Source organism: Virgibacillus sp. M23 (assembly GCF_034190895.1).
Lineage (GTDB): Bacteria > Bacillota > Bacilli > Bacillales > Amphibacillaceae > Virgibacillus > Virgibacillus salarius.
In genome coordinates, this window is the sequence record NZ_JAWDHA010000001.1 from 22,970 (window position 1) to 36,260 (window position 13,291).

Consider the following 13,291-nt stretch of genomic DNA (forward strand, 5'->3'; position numbering starts at 1 on the left):
AAAAGTAATATTAGGAATTGTAACTATAATTATATTGGTAAAATAATATATAATTTACTAATTTTTTGAAAAAATGATTGACTAAACCCATTAACATCATTAGTATGTAATTTATTAAGTACTCTAAATTTTATATTTGAAAGAAAGGAGGAATATGTTAATAAATTAATTTACATAGTATTCATTCTTCGTAGAGTTCTAATTAACATTGAGTTTACTAGAGATTAAGAAGGAGGACTTGTTATGTACGCTGAATTATTGAAAAACAAAATTCAATTACTAAAAGAAAGTGGACAATATCGTGAATTCGTTACTATTAATCGAATACGCGGTCAATATCCCCTGGCTACGTTAAGTGGTAAAAAGAATGATCAATCCGTTGTTGTCTGGTGTAGTAACGACTATTTGGGTATGTCTCAGCATCCCCTAGTAACCGCAGCTGCTCAGGAAGCTATCCAGTTGTTCGGGGTAGGCTCAGGTGGTTCGAGGAACATAGGAGGAACCCATAAACATTATAATAGGTTAGAATCGTCACTTGCGGATTGGCACAACAAAGAGGCAGCGTTAGTTTTTCCAACAGGCTATGGATCAAATGATGCCACATTACAGTGCTTACTTCGTCTGTTGCCGGACTGCACCATATTTTCTGACGAACTTAATCATGCTTCAATCATTAATGGAATTCGTAGTACTAAGGCTGCCTGTGCAGTTTTCCGACATAATGATGTGAGTCATTTAGAAGAACTACTTGTAGAACAGCCAATTGATCAACCAAAAATTATTGTTTTTGAATCCGTTTATTCCATGGACGGAGATGTCTCTCCAATTAAAGAAATTTGCGACCTTGCAGAACAGTATAATGCTTTAACATTTATCGATGAGGTCCATGCTATCGGTATGTATGGTCCAAGAGGAGCGGGGAAAGCTGCGGAATTAGGAATAGAACATCGTCTTGATATAATTCAAGGAACTATGGCGAAAGGAATTGGTGTTATAGGTGGGTATATTGCTGCATCAAATGAGATAATTGACGTCATTCGATCTTTTGCATCCGGGTTCATTTTTACTACATCTTTGCCCCCATCTATTGTGGCAGCTTGTAATGCCAGTCTTGAGCATTTAAAAGCATCAAATCATGAGAGAGATGTTTTACATAGAAAGACGAAAATATTGAGAGAGGAACTCAATCGTGCGGGCATCCCTATAATGAAATCTAGTGAAACTCATATCCTCCCTGTCTTAATCGGTGAAGCTCAAAAGTGCAAGGATGCGGCAAAGCGCTTACTAGAAAGGCATCGTGTCTACTTACAGCCTATTAACTCACCAACCGTTCCTGTCGGAACAGAGCGCTTTCGTGTTAACGTTACTCCTAATCATACTGAGGAGCAAATCTTACAATTAAAAGATGCTTTGATTGAGGTTTTTAATCATTTTGATATTGTGTTTGTGGAACAGTCAGATGTGACTATGCAATGACTATTTTTATGTACATTTTCTGTCTCCTTGTATGGGGGTTAAACTTTATAGCTGTTAAAATTCAAGGTACACCTATCAGTCTTGAAGTGTCATTAACCTACCGTATTGCAGGGGCTGCGTTGTTATTTGTTATCCTGGCTTGTTTGTATCGGCCATCTGGCCGACCTTCACGCAGGGATACTTTACCCATTATTATATTTGGGGCTTGTAACTTTGCTTTGAGTTATCTTTTATTATATTATGGCACAATCTGGAGTTCTGCAGCGCTGGTGACTCTTATGTTTTCTATGAAAGCTATATTGACTCCTATTGCATTGCGCGTATTTCTAGGGGAGAGGTTACACCTTAGAATACTTATAGGTGGAATAATTGGTATGATTGCAGTATGTATTGTTATTTATCCTCTTTTATCCGAGCAATTTAATCTTGCTCAATTAAAAGGGGTAGGTGTCGCATTACTCGGTACCTTATTAACATCGGTAGGTGATGCAAGTTCAGCACGAAATGCCAACCGAGGAATTAATCCTGTCTACTCAAATAGTTTCGGTGGAGTAGTAGCAGCACTCCTATTATTTATTATTTGTACTTTCCAAGGTCAGGATTTCTACCTCCCAACATCAATTTCTTATCTTGGTGCATTGGTATGGTTAACAGTTTTTGCGTCCTTTGTTGCATGGATGTTCTACCTTAAACTTGTAGAACGAATCGGAGCGTCCTTAAGCAGCTACATGGTAGCTCTTTTTCCTGCTATCGGAGGGATTGCCTCCGTAATAATCGGGGACTCCCAACCAACTTTATACTTATTTTTTGGATGTCTATTCGGTTGTATTGGCGCTGCAATCGCAATGGGGCTTCGCTTTCCTTCTAATAGAAGTGATAAAAAAGTTAAACAGCATCAGTTATACTCTGATAAAAAAGTAAACTAATGAGCTGATTTTATAATTTCCTAAATTGTTAATAAACGAAAGATAATTATTTTAAAATAATTAGGTGGTTACCCCAAAAGTTAGAGTTTATACTGTGTAGCTGATTGGCTGGATTGAGTGCGATATTCATCTATATATAAGGAATAACTAAAGCTTTTTCGTTGTTAGATAATATAATGATAAGCGTATGTGGTTTTCTAGCTTCCTCCTATTTACGCTAATACTAGCATGGAACTGTATGGTTTTCCTCCAGTTCGGTATTTTAATCAAACGTTTGTTTAATATTTATTATTTCAGTAAATAAACCAGAATTCGGCAAAAATGGCACTGGATTTAGGGAAACATGTTAGTTTGTGCGGTTGCCCGGGAAATATTTCACTCATATGTATGATATACAGTTCTATAAGAACTACCGCCTACACCTTTTTTCTGGGTTTACGTACAATACTATAAATGATTTAGTTAGGTATAGGGGGTAATGATATGGTATTTCCATCTAATCAGCCAGGTAATTTTCCGTTTAATATGCAGCAAGTAAATCCAGGAAATATGATGTACGGTAATCAATTTCCGAGAGCTTTTCCAGGAAGGGGGTTTCCAGGGGCATCCATACCTGGAGCTCAACAAGCCGGAGGAGGCAATTTACGAAATCTGCTTAGCTTTTTACGACCGCAATCTGCTGCTGGAACAGGTGCTGGATTTTTAAGCAATGGGGTAGGTGGTCTGTCTGGAACATTAAATAATGTTCAACAAGTTTTAAAAACGGTGCAAAGTGCTGCACCGATCGTGCAAGAATATGGGCCTATGGTGAAAAATTTACCTGCTATGTATAGAATGATGAAAGCATTCAATTCAATGGAAAGTGGAGATGGTAATCAAAATGATTCTGATGAACAGTCTACCGAAGAGGATTCCCTTATCGAAAGTAGTGCAGAACTGTCAGAAGATGCATTACAACTGACATCAACGGATCGCGTTTCCGAGCGAAATTCACAGCCTGGTCAGTCTGTTCCGAAGCTGTTTATTTAATTTTTAAGGCTCCCAGCTTGATTTTTTCTTCTATAAAAGGAAAAATAGAAGAAAATGCTGAAAAGGGAATGATATATGTGCGTAATACAACGAAAGAGTTTGCGACTTTCGCTGGGGGTTGCTTTTGGTGCATGGTCGAGCCATTCGATGAACGTCCTGGTATTATCAGCGTAACATCGGGTTATACTGGTGGCACCGTAGAAAATCCTACTTATGAACAGGTTTGCTCCAATACAACTGGCCATGTGGAGGCTGTACAAATTGAGTTCGATTCATCTATAATGCCATATAAAAAGTTAGTTGAAACATTCTGGCAACAAATCGACCCTACAGATCCTTATGGTCAGTTTCATGATCGTGGAGAATCATATCAAACTGCTATATTCTATCATACTGATGAGCAAAAGCAGATAGCCGAAGCATCTAAACAAGAATTAGAAAATAGCGGAAGATTTTCAAAGCCAATCGTCACCAAAATACTTCCTGCAAAGCCATTTTATCCAGCTGAGGAAGAGCATCAAGATTATTATAAAAAGCAATCCTTTCATTATAGATTGTATAAAAAAGGATCGGGTAGGGAGGATTTCATAAAGAAAAACTGGCGAAATAAACTTGATAAAAGTAAGTTAAAAAAACAATTAACATCCATTCAATTCCATGTAACACAGGAAAATGGAACAGAGAGACCATTTCAAAATGAATACTGGAATAATGAAGAGGAAGGGATTTATGTAGATATTGTTTCTGGGGAACCCCTGTTTTCTTCTACGGATCAATATGATGCGGGATGTGGTTGGCCAAGCTTTACCAAGCCCATTGATTTGTATCAGTTGAAAAAGGAAATAGATTCGACGCATGGAATGGTAAGAACGGAAGTAAGAAGTAAAACCGCGGATTCCCATTTAGGTCATGTATTTGAGGATGGTCCAAAGGATAAAGGCGGACTTCGATATTGTATAAATTCCGCAGCCATGCGATTTATACCTAAGGACAGGCTAAGGGAAGAAGGGTATGAGGAATATCTACGTTTGTTCGAGTAAACGACAAGTTGACAATATAAATATTATGTAAACTTAAAAAGGGGAGTAACGATTATGATTCATCTAAATTGGGAAGAACGAGAGACAATCAAACGACTAAAATGCGTACATGCTGATGCAAAGAAATTTATTGTGGACAATAAGCTCACACCAGGAAAAGTATATGATGTAAAGAATGAGACGGATGAATTCTACTTTATCATTGACAACAGTGAACGAATTGCTGGATTTAGAAAAGAATACTTTGAAGAGGTAAAATAACAGGGGAATTTCCCTGTTATTTTTATACATGAATACTAATATTTCATAAAAAATGGTATACTAAAGATAATTGGTGTTATCATACTATTCTGTTTTAAATGGAGGGTAATGAATGGAACAAGCAAATTTAACAGAAAAAAAGATTTATTTGGTGCGACATTGTTCAGCTCATGGTCAACATAGAGACTCTCCATTAACAACGAATGGTTTACAACAAGCAAATCAGCTAGCTGAATTCTTTTCGAATTTAGATGAGGAAATTGATCATATTATTTCTAGCCCTTATCTACGAGCAGTCGATAGTATTAAGCCCTTTGCAAATAAAGCTCAACTTACAATACATGTTGACGAGCGGTTAAAAGAACGAATATTAAGTGAAGATCCAATAGACGATTGGCTAGATGTCCTGGAACATTCGTTTCAAGAGTTGGATTTTTCACTACCTGGTGGAGAGTCCTCCAATGATGCAATTGAGCGTGCGCATGAAGTGATTGATCAGATGAAATCGACAACTTTTCGTAATATTGTTATTGTTAGTCATGGAAATCTACTTTCTCTATTACTTCACCGATATGATCAAGCTTTTGGTTTTGATACATGGAAAGCAATGCAAAATCCTGATGTTTACACATTGCAATTAGGAAGACAAATAGTCCGACCAGTACAAGTGGATTGGAAATCAGATTTATAGGTAAAGATTTGCTAATAAAATTCCTAATGTCTCCTCGTATATCTCAGGGAATTGTTCAAACGGCAATGGATTAACACCCGTACCTAATTCAATTGTGAAACCAGGCTTTCTGAATTCTTGGATAAACCAATCCCTATAGCCTGCATAACTGTCAATATATTGCACAGGAAGGTATCCACTGACACGTGCATACTCATTAACAATTTGTTCAGATTCAGGAGGTTCAAGTCCTTCAAACCCCCAATAAATTTCTTCACCTTGTGTATGTAAAGCATTGACAATGGAGAAATTCCTTTCATTGGCCAAATCTGCCATTGTTATTGCTTCCGGCTCAGTCATGGGTGCATAACCTGGGAAATCTCGTGGTTGAGGTGAAGTTGGTTTTCTCTCTACTTCTGTTTCCCAACGTGCAGGATATTGTTTGTTTAAATCCACTCCTTTAATATTTGCTTTCCAATTTGAAAAATTAGTGTTTTGATGATTCATTTCTAATACTTTTGTTTCATAATCTCCTGCAGCTTTTGCTCCATTAATAACGAGATTAACTCCATCAGGATTTACCATTGGCACTACGGATAGTTGAGTCGTTTGGTATAAAGGTAGAGTGAATCTGCCACGAATGGGATTGTGATTGGTTAGCGATAGTGCATACTCATTAATGAATTTCATAATAACAGAAGTAGTTATCCATTCATTTCCATGGAAGGAGCCGTTTAAATGAACGTCGTTTGAACCTCTTCCAATTTGCAACTCTACAATTTCCTTTCCCATTACAGACTTCCCAATGGATTGTTGAAACATAAACGGATAAATAGCTTGTAAGTTATGTAAATCCTGTTGAAACTTTTCATACGTATACTTGTTTAAATCTGTAATAATCGCGGATCTAACTTTCTCTGGAAGTAGAATGGTTTTTCCGATTTGTAAATTCATCGGTTGGATCGTTGGGTTCAATAAAGCAATACTATCTACAGGTATATTATTGGTTATTGCTATTGTCCACAATGAATCATTTGGCTGAATAGAGTAAGTGATCGTACGGTATCCTGGTAGCAATACTTGCATGCCGGGTTGGAGCTGGTTTACATTTACCCCAGGATTTGAATCTTCGACTAGTGGTAGCGGAATACCAAACAGCTGGCTATAGTACCATAAAGTATCCCCTTGGCGAACAGTAATTTCCATCGTATTCTCTCCCTAATAGAACGAATACTAAATCATATGTTTATATTAGTGAAAAATGTGTAGAATGATGGAATAATCCATAGGAAATTCAACAATATTACTTTTATTTTTCAACTTATATGCGTTATAATAACAATTACATCATAAGCTATTTTGTAATGAGTTTACTGATCGGAAGAAGGAGGAGAGAAACTTGGCATTTATTATTACATCACCTTGTAAAGATGAAAAAGCAGGAGAATGCGTAGAAGTTTGTCCTGTTGATTGTATAGAAGAGGGAAAAGACATGTTCTTTATCGATCCAGATATTTGCATTGATTGTGGAGCTTGTGAAGCTGTTTGTCCTGTTGAGGCCATTTACATGGAAGATGAAGTACCAGAAGAAGAAAATGAATATATTGCATTAAATCGTAAGTTTTTTGAAGAACAATAATGAACAAGCCGTATCCTATGTATTTGTAGGACGGCTTGTTTTCAATTGACATATCATGAATCCTTGAAATACAAGCCTGCTTCCTCTAATGCACGTTTAAGTATAGGTATACTGCTTGGACCTATGCCATGTAGCTTTAGAATTTCGCGCTCCGTATAATCAGAAAGTGTTTCTAGTGTAGTAATGTGTTCATTTTCAAGTGCTCTCCTTGCTGGTGCTACAAGACGTGATAGAAATCCTGTACGTGGTGCTCGTTCTGCCTCGCAAATAGGACAGCTAGCACAATCTGAACTTTTATAGTATGTATGGCCATTGCTACATGTCCTAAGCGTTTCTTTAGAACGGGTCGTCATCTGTTAATCCCCCTTTTAACGGTAATTGCTTGTCAGGTAAATGTTATCGTATTCATTATTTGCTAAATGGATTATCTATATTAGTTTTTAATAGAAAAGTTTCTATAACCATAATTTTTATGAGTTGACGTCTGATCAATCTGCTCAACGCGAATAACAGGTGTTAATCCGTTTTTCAATGCTTGAATAAACTGATCTACTTGATCCATGTTACCTTCAGCATCTAATTCGACTGTACCATCCTCATTATTCCTTATCCAACCAGTTACTCCTAATTCATCAGCTTTTTGTTTAGCGGTATATCGAAAACCCACTCCTTGTACTCGTCCACTTATGATAGCATGTGTCCTCAATATCATCACCTCACGTAACATTTATCCTTACATGAAAATTATACACTTAATTATATCATCATTAACTGAATAGAGTTAAATAAAAAGGAGTAGGTAGGTTAATACTATAGATAACTAAGCAATAGGAGTGGGAATATTGACGAAAACACAGATGCCTCCTGAATCACATTCGTTTTGGAGAGAAACATCATTACCGAGCTTTCCAACGTTAGAATCATCTGTACATACAGATGTTGGAATTGTTGGTGGCGGCATTACCGGAATTACTGCTGCATATATTTTAGCAAAGCAAAACATCAACGTAACACTAATTGATGCAGATGTAATCGTAAATGGCACAACTGGTCATACTACTGCTAAAATTACTGCTCAACACGGATTAATTTATGATGAATTAATCAAGCATTTTGGTTTTGATAAGGCTAAATTGTATTATAAAGCTATGATGGAGGCTAAACAATTTATTGAAGATACGATAAAACAGCTGGATATTGATTGTGATTACAAAAAAGAAGATGCTTATATATATACAAATTCTGATCAATGGAAGTTGGATTTAGAGAAAGAAAAGCAGGCGTATGACCAGTTAAATATCGAACATGAATGGTCAAAGGAAATGCCACTAGACATTCCAATTAAGTTTGTTCTGCAAATGAAAAATCAGGCGCAATTTCATCCATTAAAATATTTAAATAAGATGGTTCATGCGTGTAAGGAGCTTGGCGTACAATTTTATGAACATACGACAGCTATCGATGTTGAATATAATAAATATCCATCTATCGTGACTAAAAGAGGACATCGGATCAAGTGTAAACAGGTTATTTGTGCATCTCATTTCCCTTTTTATGACCGAAATAGCTTTTATTTTGCTAGAATGTATACGGAACGAGCTTATATACTAGCTATACAATCAAATAAACCGTTTCCAGGTGGGATGTATATTAATGCGGAGTCACCAACAAGATCGGTACGATCAACCAAGTGGAATGGGGAAGACCTATGGCTAATTAGTGGCGAAAATCATAAAACTGGACAAGGGAAATCAACACGTAGTCATTTTAAAGCATTACAAACGTTTGCAGAAGAATATTTTCATGTGGATCAGATAAAATATCGATGGTCGGCACAGGATATAACTACCTTAGACAAAGTTCCTTATATAGGGCCTATTAAAAAATCAGAAGACGCGGTTTTTGTTGCAACCGGATTTCGTAAGTGGGGGATGACTAATGGTACGGTTGCTGCAAAAATAATTAGCGATTACATCTTGAAGCAGTCAAGTCCATATCACGAATTATTTACACCGTTAAGGTTTAAAGCAGATCCATCCATTCGAAAATTCGCACAAATGAATGCAGATGTAGCAAAGCATATGATTCAGGGAAAGCTTGATAATACTAGAAATAATTCGATTGAATTGGCTAGAGACCAAGCAACTGTAACACGAATTAATGGAAATCGTACGGGTGTATATAAAGATACTGAAAATAATTTGCACGCTGTTGATACAACATGCACGCATTTAGGCTGTGAGGTTGAATGGAATTCTGCTGAGCGCACGTGGGATTGTCCTTGCCATGGTTCCAGATTTTCCTATTCAGGAGAAGTGATCGATGGGCCAGCAAAACAGCCTTTAAAACAAATTGATCCATCTAAATTAAATTGAGTTAGAAACTGAATAAAATCGCTATTGGATCTCATAGCGATTTTATTTAATATCTCACTATCTTAACAATACTTAGTTTATGAGATGGAAAATAAATTTTATCACTAACTTCCTATAATATATATTATGTAAACTAGAATTTTCAAATGAACTAAATATAAAAAAGAAACTTCTCTTTCATTACAATTGGAGTTTGCTCATGCAAGTCGTTCATGTATAATTCCGTACTTCAAATTGTCACACATAATCTATTTGAACATCTTTTTTCTTTAATATATTTCCTATTGCACATCCTTTATTTACGGCCGTAGATCTTCGATTTACTAATTGTATTTGCTCCTCTGCATGAGGAGTTGATTGCTTTTGAATCCATCGTAAACTGTACAATTGGCATCTTTCTTGTATCAAAAATTACGTGTCTAACAAAATATTAAATTTATTTTTAAGTATTTGATGATATTGTTGCTATGTTATTTCTTTTTAGATTTCTTTCCATGCAAGATTTCTGTAAAACTTAGTGCAATATGACCGTGATCAATTAATTTGCAAATAATACTCCCCTTATTTACTGGCGATTCAGGATGCTCTATTACCATATTTTGTATATAATTCACTTTTTTGTCATTAATCGCGTTTAAATAAAAAGCATAACCAATAGACCAGGTGTCAGTAAGGTCTGAATCGAGAAAATGCGAGGTTTCCCCATTCTTCCCTTTTTTCATTTCTAATACATGCGTTCCTTTTTCTGTATTCACAAGGAAATAAATTCACTATTTGTAAAATAATGGTATGTAAATCTTCAAATTTCACATTTTCTTTTGGTGTAATTTGTAATTTTGAGAAAAACTTTTTTTGTAATTCAGTTAACACTATATCTCACCTTCCATTTACAGAAAAAATATGCGTTTAAATATATGACAAATAGTATGTACGGTATACAACTTGACATATGTCAGTGTCTGTGTCGCACTACTTATTAGAAGCCGATTTGAATAGAAATCGGCTTCCTACTTAATGAAGCTTAAAACAAAGATATCTTTACATCTTTATTAAGGGTACGTTTTAATCAGCAATTTTTTCAATAGTAGGCATAACAGCAATTGGTGGAATGGAGAAAGTCCAACCTGCTGAGAGTATATTTACCTTTTCACCTAATTGATAATGATCCTCAGCATAAATAGGAACTCTTAAAATTTTATTTTGAGAAGCCAATTCCCACCAATCATCTTGATACGAAAGTGCTTCTTCTTTTGTAGTTGTATTTGCAACAACTAGATAATTACCATCCACTGAAATAACATAACCTGTAAAGGGTATTTGTTCTTGTTTCTTGATCGTAGTATGTGTTGTATAATTCGCGGAAGCCTCATTAGAATCCGCAAAAGCGGGAGTAATGCCAACAGTTAATCCACAACCTAGTGCTACAGTAGTTGTTACGGTTACTAGTTTTTTTGTAAACATAATAAATAATGATCTCCTTTATAATATATTTTTTTCGTACGTTTATATATTTCTATTTAAATATGTTTAAACCTCTATATATTCAAAAATTTAACAGTTTTGTAACAAATATTATAATATGTGATATAATGCTAGATTATTTTTTCAGACTAGTAATTAAAAAAAGCCTCCGTGAGGAAGCTGAGTAGTTACTACTTTATAGAATATATCGACATTTATTATTTTATCGTATTTAATCTTTACTAAATTTATACGCAAATATACCAATAAACCTTTTCAAGAAATGAGAAAATAACACCAATGTCAATAAATTACGTTCATTATAAATAAATTTAGTAAATATTTGCCACATTTTTATCTGGTCTTAAAATGTACAACTTCTTTTTTTGGATATGGTAACCCCTATTTAAAGTTATATTCTGTTACGATTTTCTCTCTGCCTGTTACGAGATCATTAAAATATTCATATAAATTAATACCAAGATAGGAGCCGGATATATTAAATACGTTAGTAAAGCCTAAGTTTTGTAAGGCCATTACCATGTTATAACTACGTTGACCTGAGCGACAATGAACATAAACTGGTTTATCTTTTGGAATTTCATCAAGCCTATTTCTAAATTCACTTAATGGAATATTGATTGCATTTTTTAAATGGCCAGCATGATATTCATTTTTTTCACGAGCATCAATAATGAATGCACTATTCTCCACTAGTTCACGAACTTGAGAGACTTTTACTTCACGATATTTTCCGTTTAATTGATTTAGTGCCACTAGTGCCGCATGATTTACAACATCCTTAGCTGTGCCTAACATTGGAGAATAGGTCAATTCTAGATCTTTTAGATCATCTAATGTTCCATTTAAAGTAATCATCGTTGCAATAACATCGATTCGTTTATCAACGTTCCCTTTACCAATCGCTTGCGCCCCAAGAATTTTGCCTGTCGGTGTTTCATATACTAACTTAAAGTGCATAACATTGCTGTTGGGTATTAAACCTACTTTGTCGCCTGGCATGATATAAACAGAATCATAGCTAAACCCTGCATCTTCTGCTGTTCTTACGTTCAATCCCGTTGCTGCTGCATTTAGATCAAACAAATGAATGGAGGACGATCCTATCACACCTAAGTTTCGATTTATTATACCGCAAATATGATCTGCTACAGCTCTTGCTTGTTTTTGGGCAGGTCCTGCTAAAGCAAGACGTGTTGGTTTATGCAATAATCGATGATACACTTCAATAGCATCTCCAACTGCATAAATATTTGTATCACTTGTTAAATAATTATGGTCTACTTTTATAGCACCAGTTTCACCAATTGCAAGACCAGCATTTTCCGCTAGTTTTGTTTCAGGCCTCACGCCAATTGCTAATACCACTGCTTGTGCATCGATTTGTTTACCAGATTGCGTTTCGATAAAATTATTACCAATTTTAGCTAATCCATCATTGACTATTAAATTTATACCATGATCCACCATTTCCTTGTGAAGGATTTGTGCCATATCATAGTCATATGGTGTCATGATTTGATTAGCAAATTCTATTACGGAAACATGGATACCAGCTAAATGAAGATTTTCTGCTATTTCAACTCCAATAAAACCCCCACCTATTACGGCAACATCTTTTAGGTCATTTTCTTTCACATAAGCATTAAGCCGTTGGATATCTACTACATTTCGAACCGTAAATACGTTCAACTGGTTTCTTCCCTCTATTGTATTTGGCCGAATAGGTGCTGCACCTGGAGAAAGAACAAGCTTATCATAATGTTCTTCGTAGGTGTGATCAGTTGTTGTATCTTTGACTATAATCAATTTCTTATCGCGCTTAATCTCGACGACTTCATTATTAACTCTTGCTTCGATATTATAGCGGTCTTTAAAGGTTTTTGGACTTGATAATACCAATGATTCGCTATCTTCAATAATGCCACTTATATAATAAGGTAAAGAACAGTTAGAAAAGGATATATGTGGACCTTTCTCAAACATAATAATTTCTGCACGCTCGTCTAATCGTCTTAGTCTTGCAGCAACTGAGGCTCCTCCAGCTACTCCTCCTACTATTAAAATTTTCTTTGCCATAATACCACTCCTTATCTATTAAAGTACGGAACTGAGAAATTCTTGCAATACTATATGGGGTATTATTTTATCAAAAAAATTATAAGACGTCTTCTTCAATCATATCGATTACTTTAAGGTTTTTAACTAATTATGTAGCACGGGAACTACTCAATCCAGAAAGACTATTAAGAATGTAATACTATTCGCTCTTTTTTTATGTCTACCCAAGAGGGATAATACCAGTAGTTTATCTGTCTTTTAGAGATTTTTTTCTAAGGTTCCAGTGCTTTTACCAGTTTGTCAGCATCTTAAACACATTCAACTACATTGGA

General features: G+C 35.4%; 13 protein-coding genes and 1 pseudogene. 8 read left to right on the forward strand and 6 right to left on the reverse strand.

The annotated features are described in order from the left end of the window. Positions 1–243: 243 nt before the first annotated feature. The 6 genes from hemA to RVS70_RS00155 all read left to right on the forward strand — a co-directional run bounded on the left by hemA (position 244) and on the right by RVS70_RS00155 (position 5,423). Positions 244–1,476 (forward strand): 5-aminolevulinate synthase, encoded by a 1,233-nt coding sequence (gene hemA, locus RVS70_RS00130; protein WP_121605114.1) that lies wholly within the window; start codon positions 244–246, stop codon positions 1,474–1,476. After that, positions 1,473–2,402: a DMT family transporter gene (locus RVS70_RS00135; RefSeq protein ID WP_026681959.1), complete on the forward strand. Its 930-nt coding sequence runs from the start codon at positions 1,473–1,475 to the stop codon at positions 2,400–2,402. The genes hemA and RVS70_RS00135 overlap by 4 nt, the downstream gene beginning before the upstream one ends. A gap of 483 nt (positions 2,403–2,885) precedes the next feature. Then, on the forward strand, positions 2,886–3,431 hold the full coding sequence (gene vrrA / locus RVS70_RS00140; protein WP_321132368.1) for a VrrA/YqfQ family protein: 546 nt from the start codon (positions 2,886–2,888) through the stop codon (positions 3,429–3,431). 68 nt (positions 3,432–3,499) lie between these two features. Continuing rightward, complete coding sequence (gene msrB, locus RVS70_RS00145; RefSeq protein ID WP_026681960.1) at positions 3,500–4,471, forward strand: peptide-methionine (R)-S-oxide reductase MsrB; 972 nt, start codon at positions 3,500–3,502, stop codon at positions 4,469–4,471. A gap of 54 nt (positions 4,472–4,525) precedes the next feature. Then, positions 4,526–4,732 carry a DUF6501 family protein gene (locus RVS70_RS00150; RefSeq protein ID WP_026681961.1) on the forward strand — a complete coding sequence of 69 codons (207 nt, stop codon included), beginning with the start codon at positions 4,526–4,528 and terminating at the stop codon, positions 4,730–4,732. Between the two features lie 112 nt (positions 4,733–4,844). Then, positions 4,845–5,423: a histidine phosphatase family protein gene (locus RVS70_RS00155; RefSeq protein ID WP_026681962.1), complete on the forward strand. Its 579-nt coding sequence runs from the start codon at positions 4,845–4,847 to the stop codon at positions 5,421–5,423. On the opposite strand, the gene RVS70_RS00160 is transcribed toward RVS70_RS00155, so the two are convergent. Further along, positions 5,418–6,608, reverse strand: a complete 1,191-nt coding sequence (locus RVS70_RS00160) for a M14 family metallopeptidase (protein ID WP_321132369.1) — start codon at positions 6,606–6,608, stop codon at positions 5,418–5,420. The genes RVS70_RS00155 and RVS70_RS00160 overlap by 6 nt on opposite strands. A 193-nt stretch (positions 6,609–6,801) precedes the next feature. Between RVS70_RS00160 and RVS70_RS00165 the strand changes: the two genes are divergently transcribed. After that, on the forward strand, positions 6,802–7,041 hold the full coding sequence (locus RVS70_RS00165) for an indolepyruvate ferredoxin oxidoreductase subunit alpha (protein ID WP_021291327.1): 240 nt from the start codon (positions 6,802–6,804) through the stop codon (positions 7,039–7,041). A 53-nt stretch (positions 7,042–7,094) separates the two neighbouring features. Here RVS70_RS00165 and RVS70_RS00170 read toward each other — a convergent pair whose 3' ends face one another. Then, the gene (locus tag RVS70_RS00170) at positions 7,095–7,394 is read right to left on the reverse strand and encodes an RNA polymerase alpha subunit C-terminal domain-containing protein (RefSeq protein ID WP_026681964.1); all 300 of its coding nucleotides are present in this window, start codon (positions 7,392–7,394) and stop codon (positions 7,095–7,097) included. Positions 7,395–7,474: 80 nt separating this feature from the next. Continuing rightward, positions 7,475–7,747 carry an acylphosphatase gene (locus RVS70_RS00175; protein WP_414617160.1) on the reverse strand — a complete coding sequence of 91 codons (273 nt, stop codon included), beginning with the start codon at positions 7,745–7,747 and terminating at the stop codon, positions 7,475–7,477. 136 nt (positions 7,748–7,883) lie between these two features. On the opposite strand from RVS70_RS00175, the gene RVS70_RS00180 reads away from it, so the two are divergent. Further along, entirely contained in the window at positions 7,884–9,416 is a 1,533-nt protein-coding gene (locus RVS70_RS00180; RefSeq protein WP_414617161.1) for an FAD-dependent oxidoreductase, read from the forward strand. Positions 9,417–9,881: 465 nt separating this feature from the next. Here RVS70_RS00180 and RVS70_RS23340 read toward each other — a convergent pair. The 3 genes and pseudogenes from RVS70_RS23340 to RVS70_RS00195 all read right to left on the reverse strand — a co-directional run. Then, a pseudogene (locus RVS70_RS23340) lies at positions 9,882–10,168 on the reverse strand (arylamine N-acetyltransferase); the annotation flags it as partial. 310 nt (positions 10,169–10,478) lie between these two features. Then, positions 10,479–10,877 (reverse strand): DUF3221 domain-containing protein, encoded by a 399-nt coding sequence (locus RVS70_RS00190; protein ID WP_026681967.1) that lies wholly within the window; start codon positions 10,875–10,877, stop codon positions 10,479–10,481. Between the two features lie 402 nt (positions 10,878–11,279). Then, on the reverse strand, positions 11,280–12,977 hold the full coding sequence (locus RVS70_RS00195; RefSeq protein ID WP_321132371.1) for an FAD-dependent oxidoreductase: 1,698 nt from the start codon (positions 12,975–12,977) through the stop codon (positions 11,280–11,282). Between the last annotated feature and the right edge of the window lie 314 nt (positions 12,978–13,291).